General features: G+C 49.1%; 22 protein-coding genes. 3 read left to right on the top strand and 19 right to left on the bottom strand.

Annotated features, from left to right (window positions below):
• Positions 1-14: 14 nt before the first annotated feature.
• The 3 genes from rplC to PGS38_RS03270 form a co-directional block, all read right to left on the bottom strand.
• Entirely contained in the window at positions 15-650 is a 636-nt protein-coding gene (rplC, locus tag PGS38_RS03280; protein ID WP_022461666.1) for a 50S ribosomal protein L3, read from the bottom strand.
• A 193-nt stretch (positions 651-843) separates the two neighbouring features.
• Positions 844-1,161: a 30S ribosomal protein S10 gene (gene rpsJ, locus PGS38_RS03275; protein ID WP_117510469.1), complete on the bottom strand. Its 318-nt coding sequence runs from the start codon at positions 1,159-1,161 to the stop codon at positions 844-846.
• Between the two features lie 504 nt (positions 1,162-1,665).
• The gene (locus PGS38_RS03270; RefSeq protein WP_117801364.1) at positions 1,666-2,724 is read right to left on the bottom strand and encodes a hypothetical protein; all 1,059 of its coding nucleotides are present in this window, start codon (positions 2,722-2,724) and stop codon (positions 1,666-1,668) included.
• A gap of 187 nt (positions 2,725-2,911) precedes the next feature.
• Between PGS38_RS03270 and PGS38_RS03265 the strand changes: the two genes are divergently transcribed.
• The gene (locus PGS38_RS03265) at positions 2,912-3,667 is read left to right on the top strand and encodes a GNAT family N-acetyltransferase (protein WP_117510467.1); all 756 of its coding nucleotides are present in this window, start codon (positions 2,912-2,914) and stop codon (positions 3,665-3,667) included.
• A 99-nt stretch (positions 3,668-3,766) separates the two neighbouring features.
• Here the strand turns inward: PGS38_RS03265 and PGS38_RS03260 are convergent, their stop codons facing one another.
• The 5 genes from PGS38_RS03260 to mtaB form a co-directional block, all read right to left on the bottom strand.
• Positions 3,767-4,030, bottom strand: a complete 264-nt coding sequence (locus PGS38_RS03260; protein ID WP_022461839.1) for an HPr family phosphocarrier protein — start codon at positions 4,028-4,030, stop codon at positions 3,767-3,769.
• Positions 4,027-4,965: a DNA-binding protein WhiA gene (gene whiA / locus PGS38_RS03255; RefSeq protein WP_117801362.1), complete on the bottom strand. Its 939-nt coding sequence runs from the start codon at positions 4,963-4,965 to the stop codon at positions 4,027-4,029. The genes PGS38_RS03260 and whiA overlap by 4 nt, the downstream gene beginning before the upstream one ends.
• Before the next feature lie 10 nt (positions 4,966-4,975).
• The gene (gene rapZ, locus PGS38_RS03250; RefSeq protein ID WP_022461841.1) at positions 4,976-5,857 is read right to left on the bottom strand and encodes an RNase adapter RapZ; all 882 of its coding nucleotides are present in this window, start codon (positions 5,855-5,857) and stop codon (positions 4,976-4,978) included.
• 29 nt (positions 5,858-5,886) lie between these two features.
• Positions 5,887-6,798, bottom strand: a complete 912-nt coding sequence (gene murB, locus PGS38_RS03245) for a UDP-N-acetylmuramate dehydrogenase (RefSeq protein ID WP_416388107.1) — start codon at positions 6,796-6,798, stop codon at positions 5,887-5,889.
• 263 nt (positions 6,799-7,061) lie between these two features.
• A complete protein-coding gene (gene mtaB / locus PGS38_RS03240; RefSeq protein ID WP_270475917.1) occupies positions 7,062-8,396 on the bottom strand; it encodes a tRNA (N(6)-L-threonylcarbamoyladenosine(37)-C(2))-methylthiotransferase MtaB in 1,335 nt (444 codons plus the stop codon).
• A 162-nt stretch (positions 8,397-8,558) separates the two neighbouring features.
• Here mtaB and PGS38_RS03235 point away from each other — a divergent pair, with 162 nt between their 5' ends.
• Positions 8,559-8,792 carry an HPr family phosphocarrier protein gene (locus tag PGS38_RS03235; protein WP_022461844.1) on the top strand — a complete coding sequence of 78 codons (234 nt, stop codon included), beginning with the start codon at positions 8,559-8,561 and terminating at the stop codon, positions 8,790-8,792.
• Between the two features lie 133 nt (positions 8,793-8,925).
• On the opposite strand, the gene thiI is transcribed toward PGS38_RS03235, so the two are convergent.
• The 10 genes from thiI to PGS38_RS03185 all read right to left on the bottom strand — a co-directional run bounded on the left by thiI (position 8,926) and on the right by PGS38_RS03185 (position 19,134).
• Positions 8,926-10,104, bottom strand: a complete 1,179-nt coding sequence (gene thiI, locus PGS38_RS03230; protein WP_119188705.1) for a tRNA uracil 4-sulfurtransferase ThiI — start codon at positions 10,102-10,104, stop codon at positions 8,926-8,928.
• Positions 10,105-10,113: 9 nt separating this feature from the next.
• Positions 10,114-10,770 carry an FAD-dependent thymidylate synthase gene (thyX, locus tag PGS38_RS03225; RefSeq protein ID WP_022461846.1) on the bottom strand — a complete coding sequence of 219 codons (657 nt, stop codon included), beginning with the start codon at positions 10,768-10,770 and terminating at the stop codon, positions 10,114-10,116.
• A gap of 16 nt (positions 10,771-10,786) precedes the next feature.
• The gene (locus PGS38_RS03220) at positions 10,787-11,941 is read right to left on the bottom strand and encodes a cysteine desulfurase family protein (protein ID WP_270475915.1); all 1,155 of its coding nucleotides are present in this window, start codon (positions 11,939-11,941) and stop codon (positions 10,787-10,789) included.
• Positions 11,941-12,693 (bottom strand): 16S rRNA (uracil(1498)-N(3))-methyltransferase, encoded by a 753-nt coding sequence (locus PGS38_RS03215; protein WP_022461848.1) that lies wholly within the window; start codon positions 12,691-12,693, stop codon positions 11,941-11,943. Before PGS38_RS03215 ends, PGS38_RS03220 begins: the two co-directional genes overlap by 1 nt.
• A 42-nt stretch (positions 12,694-12,735) precedes the next feature.
• Complete coding sequence (prmA, locus tag PGS38_RS03210; RefSeq protein WP_022461849.1) at positions 12,736-13,692, bottom strand: 50S ribosomal protein L11 methyltransferase; 957 nt, start codon at positions 13,690-13,692, stop codon at positions 12,736-12,738.
• Between the two features lie 112 nt (positions 13,693-13,804).
• Entirely contained in the window at positions 13,805-15,172 is a 1,368-nt protein-coding gene (locus PGS38_RS03205) for an MFS transporter (RefSeq protein WP_270475914.1), read from the bottom strand.
• Between the two features lie 261 nt (positions 15,173-15,433).
• Entirely contained in the window at positions 15,434-16,303 is an 870-nt protein-coding gene (gene rfbD, locus PGS38_RS03200; protein WP_022461851.1) for a dTDP-4-dehydrorhamnose reductase, read from the bottom strand.
• A gap of 180 nt (positions 16,304-16,483) precedes the next feature.
• On the bottom strand, positions 16,484-17,374 hold the full coding sequence (gene rfbA, locus PGS38_RS03195; RefSeq protein WP_022461852.1) for a glucose-1-phosphate thymidylyltransferase RfbA: 891 nt from the start codon (positions 17,372-17,374) through the stop codon (positions 16,484-16,486).
• A 265-nt stretch (positions 17,375-17,639) separates the two neighbouring features.
• Positions 17,640-18,863 carry a chloride channel protein gene (locus tag PGS38_RS03190; RefSeq protein ID WP_270475913.1) on the bottom strand — a complete coding sequence of 408 codons (1,224 nt, stop codon included), beginning with the start codon at positions 18,861-18,863 and terminating at the stop codon, positions 17,640-17,642.
• 37 nt (positions 18,864-18,900) lie between these two features.
• On the bottom strand, positions 18,901-19,134 hold the full coding sequence (locus tag PGS38_RS03185) for a helix-turn-helix domain-containing protein (protein ID WP_270475912.1): 234 nt from the start codon (positions 19,132-19,134) through the stop codon (positions 18,901-18,903).
• Between the two features lie 167 nt (positions 19,135-19,301).
• Here PGS38_RS03185 and PGS38_RS03180 point away from each other — a divergent pair, with 167 nt between their 5' ends.
• Complete coding sequence (locus PGS38_RS03180) at positions 19,302-19,730, top strand: hypothetical protein (RefSeq protein WP_117804629.1); 429 nt, start codon at positions 19,302-19,304, stop codon at positions 19,728-19,730.
• Positions 19,731-19,861: 131 nt separating this feature from the next.
• Here PGS38_RS03180 and PGS38_RS03175 read toward each other — a convergent pair whose 3' ends face one another.
• The gene (locus PGS38_RS03175; RefSeq protein WP_117761428.1) at positions 19,862-20,506 is read right to left on the bottom strand and encodes a DUF4317 family protein; all 645 of its coding nucleotides are present in this window, start codon (positions 20,504-20,506) and stop codon (positions 19,862-19,864) included.
• Between the last annotated feature and the right edge of the window lie 22 nt (positions 20,507-20,528).

The following is a 20,528-nucleotide window of genomic DNA, read 5'->3' as shown; positions in this document are numbered from 1 at the left end:
TCCTTTCAACGAACTTATTTACCGCATTTTACTGTCTCTTTGATGGTAACCATGGATTTCTTCGGTCCTGGTACAGCACCTTTGACTAACAGTAAATTGTTCTCTACGTCAACTTTTACGATTTCCAGGTTCTGTACGGTGATTTTCTTTCCACCCATCTGTCCTGGCATTCTTTTTCCTTTGAATACCTTACTCGGATCGGAGCAAGCACCATTGGAACCTGCGTGACGATGATATTTGGAACCATGAGCCATAGGTCCTCTGGACTGACCATGTCTCTTGATGGCACCCTGGAATCCTTTACCTTTGCTTGTTGCAGTAGCGTCGATTTTGTCGCCTGCGCCAAAGATATCGGCCTTGATTTCCTGTCCTAATGTATAGGTTTCGGCATCTTCAAATCTGAACTCTTTCAGATATCTCTTGCAGGAAACACCTGCTTTTGCGAACTGGCCTTTCATCGGTTTGTTCACACGGTTTTCTTTCTTCTCGCCGAAGCCTACCTGAATTGCACTGTACCCGTCGTTGTCTGCGGTTTTCACCTGTGTTACAACACACGGACCTGCCTGCAATACAGTTACCGGTACTAAAACACCGTTTTCGTCGAAGATCTGAGTCATTCCGACTTTTGTAGCTAAAATTGCTTTCTTCATTCCTTTTACCTCCTGTTTTATCTACAGCGGAACTTCCTATTATAAAGAAGTTCATTCTAGCGAACAGTTGATATAAGTGGAACACTATGACCCTTAGGGATGTTGATTCCTTCGAATGAGTGTTGCTTCTATATCATCTATTGCTTACTTAATTGATGGCCGGGGGCTGATCCCGGACTTTTTGCAGCTGATCTTATTTGTTTTTCATCTTGATGTCGATGTAAACACCAGCCGGCATTTCCAGTCTTGATAATGCATCCACTGTTTTCTGGGTAGGTGCGATGATATCAATCAGTCTCTTGTGGGTTCTCTGCTCGAACTGTTCACGGGAATCTTTGTACTTATGAACGGCACGAAGGATAGTTACTACCTCTTTCTTCGTTGGAAGCGGTACTGGTCCGCTCACCGTTGCTCCGTTCTTCTTTACAGTTTCGATAATTTTCTGTGCAGATGCATCTACTAACTGATGATCATACGCTTTCAGTGTAATTCTCATTACTTGACTTGCCATAAAAAAAGTCGCCTCCTTTTCGCACTTTTACGAGTACGACAAGCGGTGACTGTACACTTACCCGTGTGTGTCCTGATGTTTGCACACGGTCGTTTCCACTCTTACAGGTGGACTTAATTGTGGGTACAGTGACTTGTCGCCAGTTTCTTTAACTTGACATTCGCTCCACGGAAAACCCGCTGTTTCTCAGCGGCAACCTCGCGCTTCAACGCTATCAATGTCACAACAGTTGTTAGTATACAAGAAAGCACGCGAAAAATCAAGGTTTTTTTTTATTTTTTTCGATTTATCCGTTTTTATGCAAAAAGAGAAATACAGGGGTGCCGTGTTGTGCACTTTTCCTATATCTCTCTCTTTTTTGACGTTTTCCAACTATTCAGAGCCCCATCTCGATTCCGCTGCGATGCATCTCGATGTGGCTTCTTGCCATATGAACAAAAAGAAAAGAACGTCCATTCATGCAAGCATGATTCGCGTTCTTTTCGTTCGCATGGCTCTGAATAGTTACAGAATGTCGGAATAATCTAAGATTGTGATGCCGGTTGCAGGATCTTCAATGACTTTCGGGTCATCTCCGGCTGCGTGGGCCTTCTGGAGGAGTTCTTCCGCCGTGTAAACCGGCATGGCAAGTTCGATCGGTTCGGACGATTCCGGTTCCGGCTCTTCTTCCGGCTCTTCGATGGTTTCTTCAAACTCTTCGATTTCTTCCACAGTTTCCGGCTCTGCTGATTCCGTTTCTTCGGTTTCTTCTGTCACTTCTTCCGCTGTTTCTTCTGCGGCAGCTTCTTCGACGATTTCCGTTTCTTCCACGGCTTCCGGAATTTCTTCGGTTTCTTCTCCTCTTACAAGGTTCTGCAGATCGACGGTATTAAAGGACACCTGCTCCGTTTCTTCTTCTTCCAGATCCGGAATTTCAAATTCGTCCTGTTTCTCTTCTTCTGCCGTTTTCTGGTCGGCTGCTCTCAACTGTTCGATCATTTCCTGTTCTTCCCGTTTCTTTTTTTCTTCCAGAGCAGCTTTCTTTCTGCTGCGAAGCTCTTCGGACGCTTTCTCATCGTCCTCGTCTTCGTCTTCTTCCTCTTCTTCCTCATCCTCTTCTTCATCACGTTTCCATACCTCGGAAAGGATGAACAGAATGACCAGAAACAGAATGGCAAGTCCGATGATCATGATTCCCTCTCTGCTCTGCGCCGCCATCGACAGAAAGCCGATCACCGGAATCGTGATGATCACTTTGCTCACGGTTGCTCTCACGGTAATTTCCGTTGTGTCTCCACTGATCACATTTTTTACGGATGCGGTTCCGGCAGCGATGTCGAGGGACTGTATCGTATAGATATACTTTCCGGAATTGTCATCAACCAGGATTTTGTCTCCCGTCGCAACCGATGACGTATCTGTCTTCTTTGCGTACGTAACAGCGCCGCGGGAAATGTTGGTATTTCCCATCCCGTCTGAGACAAGTGTCGTGATGCCGGCAAACGGCGGAATCACCAGTGCGCCTGCTGACAGGATTGCAAGCAGAAGCAGCGTATTCACAATTACCTTCAGTAATTTTGACATATTCAATTCTCCTTGTATTCTCAGTCTTTGCCCCCTATTATAACCCCTTTTCTTCGATTATGCAAGAAAACGTTACGCATCGTGTCCCGGCCGCCCGGTTCCGCGTGTCGAATTTTTCGATTTTTTCTTGAAGATCTGTCCTGTTTCTTCTATACTATATGCATAACCAAAGGGGGAATACTTTCATATGAATACACTGATCAAAACCATCGAAGATCTTTCCCTGAACGCATGGCCGTCTCACCAGATCGAGCTGTACGACGGATGGATTCTTCGTTTTTCTTATTTTTATACACACCGGACCAACAGCGTCGAGCAGATCGGGCCGTCCACGATTCCGGTGGAGGAAAAAGTGCAGTACTGTGAGGAGATCTACCGTCGCTGGGGTACACCGGCAATTTTCAAGATCAGTCCGCTTGTCAATCCCGGCTTTGATGCAATGCTCGCCGACCGCGGCTATGTAGTCCAGCACACGACGCACGTCATGACAATGGATCTGGCGAACTTTGCCAAAAAGGATCCTGCCGTTGCCGTGACCGTCAGCAGCTTTATCCCGCCGAAATGGATTGACAGCCTCTTTGCTTTAAAGAGCACGACGAACGTGATGCACCGCATGGTCGTTCCTTCGATGTACCGCGCTATTCCAAAAGAAACCATCTGTACCTCCATCCAGGATGAAACCGGAACGATCGTTGCCACCGGCCTTGGCATCCGCGACCGCGATTACGTCGGTGTCTATGCCATCCATGTGCATCCTGCGTACCGCCACCGCCACTACGCTTCCTCGATCTGCCGCACAATCCTCTCCGAGGGAATCCGGCTCGGTGCAACGAAAGCATATCTTCAGGTTGTCGAGGGAAACACGCCTGCGATCACACTGTATGAATCGCTCGGTTTTTCCTATTTCTATACCTACTGGTTCCGCGCGAAGAACGTGGTCTGATTTTCGTCTGATTTCACATAAAAAAGCATAGCAAAACGGCATGTCAAAATTTTCTGACATGCCGTTTTGCTCTATGTTCATGCTATAAGTGCAGTAAGATTATTCAGCAAAAGGACTGCTTAAATATTTTTCAACGCCGTCCATGGCTTCGCTCTCGTCTTTTCCGTTTGCGGTCACGGTAACTTCCTCGCCATTGTCCAGACCAAGTGTCATCATACCCATAATGCTCTTCGCATTTACTTTTTTTCTGCCGCTCTCGACGTAGATTTCACTTTCGTACTGGCTCGCTACCTGTACCAGCATGGCAACTGGTCTCGCCTCCAGGCCGCTTGAAAGACGAATTGTGATTGGTTTCTTAATCATAATACTTCTCCTCCTTGTTTCCTTCGCAAATCTTCTGCAATCTCTTTTAGTTTCCTTAATCTATGATTAACTCCGGATTTACCAACAACCGGCGTTAACATCTTGCCCAGTTCCAGAAGCGATGCTTCCGGGTATTGTAAGCGGAGCCTTGCCATCTGCTCCAGCGGTTCCGGCAGAGAAGAAAAGCCTGTGGTTTCTTCGATATACCGGATATCTTCGATCTGGCGGATCGCCGCGCTGACCGTTTTGTTGATGTTGGCAGTTTCACAGTTCACCTTTCGGTTGACACTGCCGCGCATTTCTTTTAAGATCCGCACGTTTTCCAGATTCATAAGTGCGATGTTGGCTTCCATGATGCCAAGCATCTCCACAATCTGTGCGCCTTCTTTCATATAAACCACATGGTGGTTTTTCCGGAGAACGATCCGTGCATCAATTCCAAAGCTTTTCAGAAGTTCCTGCACCTGTTCTGCTCTCGGCGCATCGGGGCAGACAATTTCGAGATGGTAAAACCGGTTGGGATCGCTGATAGAACCGGACGCTAAAAATGCGCCCCGCAGAAATGCCCGTTTGCAGCACTGACGCTGTACCACAACAGCCGGAATCGGCATTGTTAACTGCCGGTCTGTCTCGTGTAACTTCACTGCCTGCAGAATCTGACAGGTTTCTTCCCTGTCATTTGCGCGGATCAGATACGTATTTTCCTTCTGATTCAGCTTAACTGCAAGCTCTGCCTCTATATTAAATGTTTTTTTCAATAAAGTAAAGTACTTTCTTGCCACATACGCATTCTCTGTCTGAATCCGTATCGTCCCGTCCTTCTCGGAAATCTGTCCGCAGAGTGACAGGATCGCCGCTGTTTCCGCAATCTGGCAGTGGCGTGCCGTCGGAAGATGTCTCGATAATTCCTCTTTTACCTCGCTTGAGAATGACATCCTTCCACCTCTAAATTCCTTTTCGGATGGCGTCTTTTTCCAGATCCCGGTGCTCAATCCGGATTCCATAGTCCTTCGCGTTGGAAAGACGCCGGTACAGCTCGTTGGCAAGGGTTACGGAACGGTGTTTTCCACCGGTACAGCCGATGCTGATAATGAGCTGATGCTTGCCCTCGGAAATATAATTCGGAATCAGAAAACGGATCATATCCTCTAATTTTTCCGCAAACACCTGCGCTGTCTCAAATCCCATCACATAATCCCGCACCGGAGCATCGTTGCCGGAGAGCGGGCGCATGCCTTCTACGTAGTAGGGATTCGGCAGGAACCGCACATCGAAAACAAGGTCCGAATCCGCCGGGATTCCGTATTTGAATCCAAATGAGAGCACGGTAATCATCAGATTTTTGAATTTCTGATCCTGCACGAAAATCTTATCGAGCTCCGCTTTCAGCTCTCTTGTGAGAAGCTGGCTCGTATCGAGAATGTAGTCCGCATCTTTTTTCAGGAACTCAAGTGCTTTGCGCTCTTTTCTAATTCCCTCATCCACCCGTCCAAGGCCTGCCAGCGGGTGCGTTCTTCTCGTCTCTTTGTATCGTTTGACCAGCACGTCATCGGACGCGTCCAGAAACAGGATCTCATAGCAGATTCCGTTGATGCTCATCCACTCCAGAACATTCTGCAGGTCCGGGAGCGCCTGGCCGCTTCGGATATCGATTCCGACTGCCACTTTCTGGATTTCTCCGGAAGTACCGTCGGCGGTAAGCTGTGCAAATTTTTCAACCAGCGGGATCGGAAGGTTATCGACGCAGAAATATTCCGCGTCCTCCAGCATTTTCAACGCTGTACTTTTTCCCGCACCGGACATGCCGGTCACAATTACAAAACGCATGTTTTTTCTCCTTTGGTGGATAACGAAAATCAGAATTCCCCGAGGAACTGGATTTCCGGCTCAAGCTGTACGCCAAACTGTTCTTTTACTTTTGCCTGGATCTGACGGATCAGTTCCATCACATCCGATGCGGTTGCACCACCTGCATTGATCAGAAAGCCGCAGTGTTTTTCCGATACTTTTGCACCGCCGACTGCATAGCCGGAAAGTCCGGCATCCATCACAAGCTTGCCTGCGAAATAGCCTTCCGGCCGCTTGAATGCGCTGCCGGCGCTCGGATACTCGAGCGGCTGTTTCTCTACCCGCTTGTTTTTCAATTCCTGCATACGGGCAAGAATTTCTTCTTTATCTCCCGGAACAAGCATAAGTTCTGCTCCAAGTACGACGTAGCCTCTGTCTTTGATGACGCTGGCACGGTAGCCGAAGCCGAGCTCTTCTTTTTCCAGTTTCCGGATCTCACCTTCTCTTGTGAGTACAGTGACATTCTGTACAATATCCTTCATCTCTCCGCCGTAGGCTCCCGCGTTCATACGGACGCCGCCGCCTAAAGTTCCAGGGATTCCGGAGGCAAACTCCATACCGGAAAGACCGGCTTCTCTTGCCGCCCGGCTGATGGATACGAGCATGCTTCCGGCTTTCGCCCGGATTCTGTTTCCTTCCACTTCGATTCCCTGAAAGTTTTTGTAAACCGAAAGAATCACACCGTGGTAGCCCTCGTCACTTACAACGAGATTGCTGCCGTTTCCGGTGACGAACCACGGGATCTCTTTTTCTTCGCAGAGAGCCACGATTTTTCTAATTTCTTCTTCTGTATGAGGAGCGACGAAATAATCTGCCGGACCGCCCACGCGGAAGGTCGTATGATTTTTCATCGGTTCTGCGGTCTGTACCGCATCTTCCCCTGCAATTGCATAAAGTTCTCTGACAATCTCTTCTTTGATCACGATTTTTACCCTTTGCCGCATCTGCGGCCGAACATTTCATTATGAATTACTACGAATTACAGATTATACTTTTTTTAGACGCGAAAGCAGCCGACATCCCTCACTTCTTCGTTCGTTCTGCCAGCCGCTGTTTTTCTTCTTCGTCTGTCCGCCTTTTTTGCAGGCTCACGGGCTATTCTACCACGAACCCTCAAAAAGTGCAACGAACTTTTTCGTTCCGGCTCTTTTTTCTATCAGATCTTCCGGATTGGTATCATTTCCTACATCAGACAGTCTTTTCCATGGATTCTCGACGGGGTGACAAGCACCATCTGATTCATGAGATTTTCTTCCGAAAGAACGACAACGCGCAGATATTCTCTCGTATGTCCCGTCCAGTAACGGACGCCGTCGATCTCGACTTCTTCTTCCATGAGCACTTCCAGCTCTTTTCCGAAGAAGCCTTCCATATATTCCTGTCTCCGTCTCTCGTCCAGTTCCAGCAGAACATGGCTGCGCTTCGTCTTCTCCTGCTCCGGAATCTGGCCTGTCATCGCTGCGGCGCGGGTGCCTTCTCTTCTCGAATACTTGAAGATGTGAGTCTCGAAGAAATGAATGTCCTCGACAAAGGCGCGCGACTCTTCAAACTCCTCCTCACTCTCCTGCGGGAAACCGACAATCACATCGGTCGTCAGCGCCGGATTTCCATATACCTTACGCAGAAGATCGCATTTGTGTTTGTATTCTTCTGCGGTATATTTCCGGTTCATCCGCTTCAGTGTTCCATTGCTTCCGCTCTGCAGCGAAAGATGGAAATGCGGGCACACCTTCGGCATTGCGGCGATCGCCTCTGCAAACTCTTCGGTGATGATGCCCGGCTCCAGGGATCCGAGACGGATTCTTCTGATGCCGTCCACTGCATCAACAGCACGGATGAGGTCGAGCAGCGTCTCTTTTTCGCCCTCCGGGAAATCGAGTCCGTAGGAGGAAAGGTGGATACCCGTCAGCACTACTTCCTGATAACCGGCCTCTGCCAGACGTTTTACTTCTTCTACCACATCACTCTGGCGGCGGCTTCTGACTCTGCCGCGCGCGTACGGGATAATACAATAAGTACAGAACTGATTGCATCCATCCTGTACTTTCAGGAATGCGCGGGTGTGCTCCGCCGTTTTGCTGATCGAGAGTGTCTCGTACTCACGGTTGTGTGTCATATCCACGAGGAAGCTCTTACCCTCCGCGTTGGATGGTTTTCCACCGTCCTCACGTTCTGCCAGAAAGTTTTCCAGAATATCCACAAGATCTTTCTTCTTATTATTTCCGATGATCAGATCAATCGCCGTATCCTCTTCGAGTTTTTCCCCAGCCGCCTGCACATAACAGCCGCAGGCCACGACAACCGCATCGGGATTCATCTTTTTCGCTTTGTGCAGCATCTGCCGCGATTTCCGGTCCGCAATGTTCGTCACGGTACACGTATTGATAATGTAAACATCCGCTCCCGGTGCAAAAGGCACGATCTCGTACCCTCTGTTTTCGAGGAGCTGCTGGATGGCTTCCAGCTCATATGCGTTCACTTTACACCCAAGATTATGCAAAGCTACCGTTTTTTTCATGCCATACTCCTTTCTTCTTCATCTTTATTATTAAAAATCACGAAGATTCCACTTTATCTTTGTATGTTTTCGCATTGACTTTTTCCCCTCCAGACGGTAAGATAAAGCTGTTAAATGAGGGTAATAAATAATGTTAACCAAATAACAGGGAGGATTACAAACATGAAAACAGTACAGATTTCTCTTAATTCTATCGACAAAGTAAAATCTTTCGTCAACGACATTTCCAAATTCGATTTTGATTTCGATCTGGTATCCGGAAGATACGTAATCGACGCAAAATCCATCATGGGAATCTTCAGCCTCGACCTTTCCAAACCGATCGACCTGAACGTCCATGCTGATGGAGATGCTCTTCAGACCGTACTTGATGTTCTTGCTCCGTACATTGTATAATTACGATAGAACATAAGGGCCGCGCACTCGCCGCGGCTCTTTTTTTGTCTTTGTTTATCATCAGGACCGGATCTTGTTTTTCAGAACCCCCAAAACAAGATCCGGCCTTTTTGTTCTTTAAAGCAAGTTTTCCTTAGCAGACCTCGATCGTCTCTGCGGTAGAAACTGCGCGTTCCATCATCTCGTCGATCACGTCGTCCAGATGGCGCTCGGAGCATTTGATGACATTCAGGTTCGGTTTTGTCACCGGATGCTTTGCAACGAAGATCGTGCAGCAGTCCTCATACGGCAGAACAGATGTCTCGTACGTACCGATTTTTTCGGAAATATCGACGATCTCCTGTTTGTCGAAACCGATCAGCGGACGGAAGACCGGCATGGTGCAGACTTCGTTGGTAACGGCGAGGGAATGCATCGTCTGGCTTGCCACCTGTCCGATACTCTCTCCGGTGATCAGGCCAAGGCATTTGTCCTGACGTGCAAACGCTTCTGCGATCTTCATCATATAACGGCGCATGATGATGGTCAGCTCGTCGTGCGGGCATTTTTCGTAGATTGCAAGCTGGATCTCGGTGAAGTTGACCACATGCAGACGGATCGGGCCGCTGTAGCGTGCAACAAGTTTTGCAAGATCCACAACCTTCTGTTTGGCTCTCTCGCTGGTGTACGGCGGAGCGTGGAAGTAAACGGCATCAATCTTAACACCGCGTTTTGCGATCATGTATCCGGCAACCGGGCTGTCGATACCGCCGGAAAGCAGCAGCATGGCCTGTCCGTTTGTGCCGACCGGCATACCGCCAGGGCCTGCGATGCTCTCGCAGTACAGATAAATCTTCTGACGCAGCTCGACGTTCAGATAGATATCCGGCTCGTGAACGTCTACTTTGAGGTTCGGGCAGACATCGAGGATGCGGCCGCCCAGCTCGCAGTTGACTTCCATTGTGTGCATCGGATAGTTTTTGTTCGCACGGCGTGCGCATACCTTAAAGGTTTTCTCCTCGCTCGGGTACAGCTCTTTCACGTAGGAAACCACTGCCTCTGCCAGATCTTCAAAGCCGGTGTCCTCTAAAATGACAACCGGGCAGATCTCGGCGATACCGAAAACTCTTGTCAGCGCATCGACAGCGCCCTCGTAATCAAAGTCTCCTTCGGTGTTGACATAGATTCGTCCCATCTCACGGGTGACCTGGAAATTTCCGTCTACCGGGGCAAGCGCGTGCTCCATCTGTACGCAGAGCGCTTTCTCGAACAGATGACGGTTCTTTCCTTTAATGCCGATCTCGGCATATTTTACCAGAAATGCTTTGTACATCATCGTTTTTTATTCTCCTTTTTTCTCAGCCAGATCGCGGAAGAACAGAGGATATTCCTCAGAAAATTTCTTCAGGATCAGGTCAGATACCTGACGCATCTGCGGATGTGCGGCGTTGGCGCTTCGAAGCCGGATAAAGTGGCGCCACTCTCTTAAGTTCATGGTCATGACGATCTCGGTTTTCAGGGAGTTCGGAAGAATGCTTCTTGCCTCCTCCGGCTTTGCTCCGAGTTCGAGCATCTGGAAGTAATACTGCTCTGCAGCTTCCATTGCTTTCTGCCATACCTCGTATTTTTTACGGTCGTTCTCGTCGTCCAGATCATAGGAAAATCCGGTTGCCAGATCGATACAGGTGATCTGGTTTCCAAATTTATCTTTCGAATAGTTGCAGTAGCGGGTGCTCTCCTGGCTGTAGCTTGCGATACGGTGGCGGACGATCTCATGGGTCACGCCGCGGTCGCACGTTACTTTTACGGTGATGGAGCCGTGCTCAATGACGGATTCATGGCCGCGTTTGATGATGCCTGCGATGAATTTCTCTGCAGTGCCTTCTCCAATGCGCTCCTCGCTCTTGTAGCAGACTCTTCCGATTTTCTCGATCCGGCGCAGCATATCCTCGTAGGATTCGGTGCTCAGGATTTCAATTTCCGGCTGTATTGTAATCATAATTTTCCTCTTTCTATTATTTCCTGGTAAATCTGCGCAGCATCGGCAGTACCTCGCGCAGCGTATCCAGGGTGTAATCAATCTGTTCCAGTGTCGTAAATTCGCTGAAGCTGAACCGCACGGCAGACTCCATCTCGGCTTTCGATGCGCCGATGGCAGTCAGCGTCGGGCTTCCGGCTCTCTTGTGTGATGAGCAGGCGCTTCCGGCGGAAACGTAGATCTGGCGGTCCTCCAGCGTGTGCAGCAGCACTTCACTACGCACATTTAAGAACGATGCATTGACAATCTGCGGCGCACCCTCTTCTTCCGGCATGCCATGGATGACCACATCGTCCAGCTCCCGCAAGCCTTCGATCAGACGGTGTTTACAGGCACGCATCTGCGCAGTCTGCTCGTCAAAATGCCTGTAAACGATCTCAGCGGATTTCGCAAGGCCTGCGATGCCCGGCACATTGTCGGTTCCGGAACGCATGCCGTTCTGCTGGCCGCCGCCTAAGATCAGCGGACGGATTTTTACTTTCTCATCAATATATAAAAAGCCGCTTCCCTTCGGTCCGTGGATCTTGTGGCCGCTCACGGAGAGCATGTCGATGCCCATCCGTTTCGGATAAATCCGGTATTTGCCGAACGCCTGGATCGCATCGACATGAAAATACGTTTTCGGATTTTTCGCCTTGATTCTGCGTCCGATCTCCCCGATTGGCTCAACAGCACCGATCTCATTGTTGACATACATAATCGAAACGAGAATCGTCTCCGGCGTGATCGCTTCTTCGAGTTCGTTCACATCCACAAGGCCTTCTTTATTTACCGGCAGGCGCGTAATACGGAATCCCTGCTCCTCCAGAAATGCCAGCGGTGCCGACACGGCCGGGTGCTCGATCGCGCTTGTGATGATGTGGTTTCCCGTTCTCTTATTTGCCATTGCTGTTCCGACGAGCGCCCAGTTGTCGGACTCTGTGCCACCGGAGGTAAAGAAAATTTCTTTTTCTTTGACTTTCAGAATCTTTGCCAGCGTTTCCTGGGCGGTTCTGATATATTGTTCTGCTTCTACCCCTTTTTGATGCATCGCAGACGGATTTCCATAATGATTTACCATCAGATCACAGACGAGATCTGCGGTTTCCTGATAAACACAGGTGGTTGCGGAATTGTCCAGATATGCTTCCATTATCTTGTTCGTTCCCTTCCTTCTAAAAGATACACCAGAATGGAAAGCACGGTCATTCCGGCCGTTTCCGTGCGCAGAATGCGCTTTCCGAGCGTAATCGGCTCTACCTTTTCCTTCATGGCCATTTCCACTTCCGCTTCGTCGATGCCGCCCTCCGGTCCGATCAGGATCGCAATAGATTCACCCGGTTCAATGGATTCCAGAATTCTTCTCGTTCCTTCCATCCCCTCTGCGTTCTCATACGGCATCAGGCGAACGTCTGATTCTGCCATCATTGCAAGCGCCTGCTGAAATGTAACAGGCATGTGTACCGTCGGAATCTGCATCCGTTTGGACTGCTTTGCCGCACCAAGCGCGATCGTCTGCCAACGCTCTGCTTTCTTTTCCGCCTTTTTCCGGTCCAGCTTCACAACGCAGCGTTTCATCTCCACCGGAACAATTTCCGTCGCACCAAGTTCCACTGCTTTTTGGATGATCAGTTCCATTTTGTCACCTTTTGGCAGACCCTGAAACAGTACAATTCCGGACGGGAGTTCTCTGTCTGCTGCTGTGACTTCTTCTACTGCGGCAAGAACCTCCCCTTCCGGGAAATCCGAAACGGCACAATGATATTCCTTTTCGCCTCCGGTACTGACCAGTATTTTTTCGCCCGGCCGCATGCGGAGCACATTTTTGATGTGATTAACGTCACTGCCCGTGATGTGGACAGTGCCGTCATAAATCTGACTTTCTTCTACAAAAAAACGGTACATGAATCTGTTCTCTTTCTCTTCTGGTGTTTCGCTTTTCTTAATTTACATCGGTTTTCTTGCTGTAACAGAAACCCATTCGCCCTGATGTGTAACTTCAACCACTTCAAGTCCCGCTGCAACGACTGCCTCTTTGACAACTTCCTCTTTCACATCGAGAATGCCGGATGTGATATAAACAGCGCCCGGCTTCATCTGGTGTACGATTACCGGCGTCAGCGGAACGAGAACATCTGCAAGAATATTGGCGGTAACGATATCGTATTTCTCGTATCCGACTCTGTCCTGTACTTCTTTGTCATCAATGATATTTCCGATCATCATATCAAAAGCTTCTACCGGAATTCCATTGACTTCTTTGTTTTCCTCAACCGCAGGAACCGCACACGGATCGAGGTCTGTTCCGACCGCATGACGCGCACCAAGCTTCAGTGCAATAATCGAAAGAATACCGCTTCCGGTTCCGACATCAAGCAGCTCGGTATCCTTTGTCACATATTTCTTTAACTGACGGATGCAAAGCTGTGTTGTCTCATGCATACCCGTTCCAAAGGCTGTGCCCGGATCGATATGGATGATCATTTTATCCCGGTCTTCCGGCTTTACTTCCTCCCAGGACGGGATGATCAGAATGTCGTCCACATAGAACTGTTTGAAATACTGTTTCCAGTTGTTGATCCAGTCCTTGTCCTCTGTCTCAGACTCTGTGATGGTGCACTCTCCAAGGTCCAGGAACTCCTGCATTTCTGCAAGTGCCGCGCGGACATCTGCAAGAACCTTCTCCTTGTCCTCATCCACATCGAGGTAAAAATTCAGGTAGGCAATGCCGTCGTCATCCGGAATATCCGGCATGATATCTACGAACATCTGCTGTTTGTCGCTCTCGGTCAAAGGCTGTTTGTCCTGAATTTCCACGCCTTCGATTCCCACATCGGCCAGAGTAGAGATCACAATGTCTTCCACTTCCGATCTTGTTTTTAATGTAAATTTATTCCATTTCATTGTTTAAACTCCTTTTTGCGCTTCTCTTTTCCATACGTGCAAAGAAAACCACATTTATCATACACGATATCGTTCCTGTTGTAAATGTTATTTTCGGCTTTTACGGCCCGTCTCAATCCGAAATCTTGGTCAGAAAGCCATCTTTTTTCGCCTTCTGATAACGCCATACCAGCCCGAGTGTGGATAAAATGCGAACCCCAAGATCTATCAGATTGAACCGGTACAGTGCCGTAAGATCTGCCCCAAGTGCCGTATACAGACGGACACCAAGCAGCGGCAGAACACTGTTGGTCAGCGTTGTAATCATCGTAAAGAGGCTGATCAAAAGCGAACGGTTCTTTTCCGGCGCGGCATTTAAGAGAATCTGTATCGTACAAAGTGCAACGGCACACTGCGGAGCATTCAGAACCGTCATCAGAACAATAAAAGCAACCCCGCGGTACGCCAGGGGCAGATGAGGAGCCAGAATCATGATAACCGGGCAGAAGCAAAGACCGATCCCGGCGAAAATCAGTGCAAAATCCGGCGATTTTTTCCGGACAACCTTCGCGATCATTCCAACTGCCGCAAGCTGACCGATATTGAAAACACCGTTGCAGATGGAAAGTGTCATCTCCGACATTTTGCAATATTTGACCTGTCCTAAATACCACATGCTCCAGTCAAGCTGCCAGGTGATATAGAAAAAGACCACCGGCACGAAGAACCAGCGCAATGCTTTATTTTTTCCCACACTTGTGATCGCCTCCAGCAGGTCAGAAACAGAAAAACGTGAGGATGCATTTCCCGCTTCTGCCGGAGCTTTGCCCTCCTCCTGCTGTTTCACCGGAATTTTTTTGATTGCAGCGGCCTGCAGCAGAACACAGACAGCACACAGATAAAAGAAGCTTCGGAGTACCAGAAGTTTTCCATCGGCCGTGTGGCATCTTCCCATCAGAATCCCGCAGATCACCGGTGCAAGAATGCCAATCACAAACATGAACTGATTCCGAAAGGCATAGACATCGTTTCGCTGCCGCAGTGAAACCGCAGCACCGAACATTGCCTGCCACTGCGCATTGTAAATAGCAAGTGCCCCCGCAGTAAATGCCAGTGATACAAAAAACAGCTCCATACATCTCTCGCCGAGTGCCGGTACACTTCCAAGAAATGCATAGCCGGCACACATCACAAGAAGCGTAAGCATCGGTATCGTCTTTGTCGACTTCAGACGATCCGCCAGAATTCCAAGCGGCAGCAGTGCTGCACACGCTACAATGTTCGGCACCATCTGGATAATGCCGATCTGACTGTCGGTTGCACCCATGTTTGTCGCATACAGATTCAGGCCGAAACCGTTGATCGATGTGATATATTGCAGAAATACACCCTCGACGGCAAACAGCAGCATGGTCTGCGCAGATGGCGGCATCTTTTTTACCCGATAAAACAGACTCTTTTTCATTGTTTGATCCCCCATACCTTCTTCTGTTGTCTTCACGTTCCTGCCCCCGCCGGATACGTAAAGATTCTGCTCTCATAATGGCAATTTCATGTTCAAATGTCAACAGAAATACTCGGATCCGATGTGAGAAATTTAACGGCATTTTCTGTCAATATTCACAAAAGAAAAAAGGGCATTCTCCCTGTTAAATGCATGGGTTTGGCATAAGAAAAAGGAGCCCCCGTTTTACCTGGGGCTCCGCCTATTGGAAATGTTTATAGCAATCTCAGAAACTTGCGTTATTTTCGGGGTTTGCTATCAGAATTCGATCTCGCGCAGATATCTGTGCAGCGCATCCTGCCAGGTCGGCAGTTTTTCGAATCCGTTCTCGGTCAGTTTCTCTTTGCTCATGCGGCTGTTGGACGGACGTTTTGCTTTTGCCGGGTACTGGTCAGAGCTTACCGGTGATACACTTACTTTTCCGTAAGCCGGATCGATCTCAGCGGCCTGTTTGAAAATCTCGCAGGCGAACTCATACCAGGAGCAGAGTCCCTCGTTTGTTGCATGGTAGCGGCCGTAGTTCTCTTTCTCTGCCATGTCGACAAGCAGGCGGGACAGGTCGTAGGTGTAGGTCGGGCTTCCTACCTGATCATCTACAACAGTCAGATGATCGTGTGTCTTTCCAAGGTTCAGCATGGTCTTGATGAAGTTCTTTCCGTTCACGCCGAATACCCATGCGATGCGGACGATGTAGAATTTTTTCACCCATTTCTCTACCGCGAGCTCTCCCTCGTATTTCGTCTGGCCGTATACGTTCAGCGGATGACGCTCATCATCCGGCTCCCACGGGCGGGTACCCTGGCCGTCGAATACGTAGTCGGTGGAGATGTAGATCATTTTGCAGTCAAGGTCATGGCAGACTTTTGCGATATTCTCGGTTCCGACTGCATTGACCTGATGTACTTTTTCTTTTTTGTCATCATCCTCAGCAAGGTCTACAGCGGTCCATGCTGCACAGTGGATTACGACATCCGGGTTTGCTTCGGTAATGACTTTTCTTACGCTTTCTGCATCGGTGATATCCATTTCTTCAATATCAACGCCGATTCCTTCATGACCGCGTTTTGCAAGTTCATTCATGACGTCATGGCCGAGCTGGCCTTTTACACCTGTTACAAATACTCTCATAATGGTTCTCCTTTTTTCTGATTTTGTTATCGTTATGTTTTGTCTGTCTCTTGTTTTTCAGTCTGATTTTCTGTTTGTACCATGAGTATAAAGGATGACGTTATGTCATGGTCAAGCATTTTTTTCAAAAACTGCCCCGGATTTTTCTTCCGGGGCAGTTTTCTTCAACGCTGTTCGCTTTTATTTGTCGATATATTTTCCGTTCATCACATCCATCAGATACTGGCCGTACTGATTTTTCTTCAGTGGTTCGATGTCGGTCAGAAGCTGGTCTTTGCCGATCCAGCCGTTCAGGTAACCGATCTCCTCCAGGCACGCAATCTTGCGGTGCTGATGCGTCTCGATGGTTTTTACGAAGTTGGTTGCCTCTACCAGACTCTCATGTGTACCGGTATCCAGCCAGGTGAAGCCCTGTCCGAGAAGCTCAACGTTCAGACTGCCGTCTTCCAGATAGATCCGGTTCAGGTCGGTGATCTCAAGCTCTCCGCGCGGTGACGGTTTCAGGTTCTTTGCATACTCTACGACTTTGTTGTCATAGAAATACAGACCTGTAACACAATAGTTTGATTTCGGTTTCTCCGGTTTCTCTTCGATGGAGATGGCTTTTCCCTCGGAGTCAAATTCTACGATTCCGAAACGCTCCGGATCATCTACATAATAGCCGAATACGGTTGCGCCTTTTCCGGTCTCAGCGTTTTCTACTGCTGCTTTCAGGCGTTTGTTCAGACCGTGTCCGAAGAAGATGTTGTCGCCGAGCACCATGGCAACGGAATCATCCCCGATGAACTCCTCGCCGATGATGAAGGCCTGTGCCAGTCCGTCCGGGCTTGGCTGTACCTTGTAGGAAAGCTGTACACCGAACTGATGGCCGTCACCGAGCAGTGCCTCGAAACGCGGGGTGTCCTGCGGGGTGGAGATAATCAGGATGTCGCGGATGCCTGCATTCATAAGAACAGACAGCGGATAATAGATCATCGGCTTGTCATAGATCGGGAGAAGCTGTTTCGATGTTACCATAGTTAACGGATAAAGACGTGTGCCGGAACCTCCGGCAAGTACGATACCTTTCATAATTCGTTACTCCTTTTTCGTATATGATACCTCTAGTATAACCTCATTCCCGGAAACGCGTCAACCCGTATCGTAACGTAACCGTTACTGTTCACTCAGCAGTGAAACACTTGCTGTTTCGCTGCGTAAGAACATGTTTCAGGTGTGAGCAACCCTCCTTTTGCGAAGCAAAACTTTAAATGAGGGTTGCGAATGTTACAGTTCGCTGGGCACCAGTGAACTGTAACACGTAACGGTGTGTGATAACTTTGTGACGTTTCTGTTATCAGCAGCTGTATTTCGTCAGTTTCTGGCGGGAATAGATCGAGCTGTTGCGGTTGAATACGTAGGCCGCGGTACAGACAATAAAGAAATATGGCAGATAATCGTAGCCAAAAATCTCGCCGCCGATGAAAATAGGCGCCAGTAAGGTATTGGTTCCGCCACCGAAAACCGCCGCATAGCCAAGCGCCGCGGAAAGCTCCACCGGAATACCGAACAGATTGCCAAGGACTGCTCCCAGGGTTGCTCCGATGGTAAACAGCGGTGTTACCTCGCCGCCCTGAAACCCGGCGGACAGCGTCAGAATTGTCAGGATAAATTTCAGCGCCCAGTCATATGCATATACCTTTTCCCCATGAAATACCGCTTCCACCAGATTCGTTCCAAAGCCGCAATACCGTCCGCGGTACAGAAGCAGGAACAGAATGCTAAGGATAACACCGATGGAGAAAACACGTACCAGCGGATTTTTGATTTTTTCGCCGAGATATTTTTTCGTGTGCTTTAAGCACCAGGCGAAGAGGCCGCCTGTGATTCCAAAAATAATACCAAGTGTAATCAGACGTACCAGCAGGAACGGTGTCAGGCTTTCACTGATGTGGACAGCCAGATTTTCTTTGCGGATTCCAAGCAGGGAAGCTACAGCGCTCGCAGAGAAAGATGCGGTAAACGCCGGAAGCAGTGCCTCGTACCGCATTTCACCCGCAGCGAGCACCTCTACCGCAAAGATCACAGCTGCAATCGGCGTTCCGAACATGCCCGCAAAGCCGGCGGCCATACCGGTTATCAGAAAGATACCGGGCGCGTTTTTAAACGGTAATTTTTTGCCGGCAAAATAGGAAAACACAGCACCGATCTGAACGGCAACGCCCTCGCGGCCGGCGCTTCCACCGAACAGATGCGTCAACGCCGTTGAGAGCATTGCCAGCGGAATCATGCGAAGCGGAAGCTCTGTCTCCTCCTCATACGCTACATCAAAAATCAGACTCATGCCTCCTTTTCCCCTGCCACCGAATTTCTGATTGACTGCCACGATCACAAGACCTGCCATAGCGAGAAACGGCAGACACCAGAAAAGATGTGCCACGCGAACAGCCGTGACTTTCAAAAGCAGACGGCAGAACAGCGCCTCAATCAGACCGACTGCCGCACCGAGCGGAACGCCGGTCACACCGAGCAGCAGCAGGGCGCCGTAGGTGCGAAGGGATTTCTTCAGTTCTTCTTTCATTCTCTTTCTCTCCTTTTCGAATTCTGCTGTTATCATATCACGAAGCGGACAGATTGTGAACTATGGATACCTTTTCCTCCATACTCTTTGCCAGTGCGTCGGCAAATTTTTCCTGCATCCGGATTACTTCTTTCATCTCCTGCTCCGTAAACTGCGCCGCAGCTTCCTCCTCGGACTGAAACAGCGGAAGAACCAGCTCTCTCGCATGCTGTTTTCCCGTTTCAGTCAGACTGATGATTTTTTCCCGCCGGTTTGCCGGATTGACTTCCATTTCGATATATCCTGTTTTCGTTTTTAGTCCGTTTTCGTACTTTTTGTTTTAGTGTTTTTTTCTTCCTTTGTCAAGATTTCCAAAAGCCTCTTTTTTCCGTATATTTTCCGGCATTTTTCAAATACTAGCAACTGTCCAGACACTGTTAGGGAAAGGAGATTTTGAAGATGAGAAAAATCAGAAGAGTGTGTATGACGCTGGCATTGGCGGTATTACTGGCCGGGATGACGGCCTGTGGAAACAACACCACGAATGACACCGGAAATGGCAATACCAACACGGAGAGCGACATGGGACAGACGGATAACAGAAACGATGTCAATACGACAGAGATGCCGTCAAACGACAATGTAAATGATGTGACGGAGGGCACCGATGGGAATGCCAACGGTACGAACGGTACAAATACCGGGGATGGAAATACCCTTGGGGATGATGTCGGCGACGCCGCTGAAGATGTGACCCGTGGTGTCGGTGAGGGCGTTGAGGATGTCGGCCGCGCGGTGGACGATGTGGTAAGCGGCGGCGACAATGAGACGCAGAATCCGCAGGAAAACGGAGCAACTACACAGAATGGAGCGGGGATGGCACAGTAAATATGCACTTCTGCTGCTCCCGTATCTAAAAAACTTCCCTTGGCGAACGATATATGCAGGTTCGCCGGGAAGTTTTTTTACTGCCAGGCACATCAGCACCTGGTTTAATCCGTCAATTTTGATTTTTTCTTTTACAGACCGCATCTGAATTTTCTGCCCTTCGCGCCAAGAATGCTGGCCATCCGATCGCCCCACGCTGCACGCTCTGCATAAATATCAACCCGTTCCAGATCTCCGCTCCGGTCCACAAAGGCAGGGAACAGGAATCCACAGATAGGATTTCCCGGCTCGTATTCTCCAACCAGCGGGCAGACAGCGCAGATCAGATAGGGGAACATCTCCTCGGATTCCCCCAGGCGCTCTTTATCGGAAGCCTTTGCAGGAATATCATACCGGTCATAAAACATGTAAATGGCATAAGCCCCGTGAATCTGCAATCCTTCGATCAGGATATCATAGAACGTTTCCAACAGCGCATCGTTCTTCAGTCCGCATTCCCGCAGCGCCATCAGCATCTGCCAGATACTGCCCGGCCCCTGGGATGTTTCCGGAAAACGGTATTCCCGCAGCTTCTCATTCGATTCCGCAAACGGAATTTTCTTGGCAATCGCCAGATTCCTGGCCTTTTCCGAACCGGACAGTTTCAGAAAATGAATGTTGAAACTGCCGTCATACTCCCCATCCGAATCCGTATAGCAACCCGCCATCCGCACAAACGAAGTCCGCGCCGGCGTCATCCTCCTCGTCAGCTCCAGCATGTCTTCCCGATTAATCATACATTCCCTCCGACAGTAAATA

This window comes from Fusicatenibacter saccharivorans, assembly GCF_027667425.1.
In the GTDB taxonomy this organism is placed as follows: Bacteria; Bacillota; Clostridia; order Lachnospirales; family Lachnospiraceae; genus Fusicatenibacter; species Fusicatenibacter saccharivorans.
Note: the sequence above shows the minus strand (reverse complement) of the source record. Positions and strands in the feature narration are given on the sequence as shown.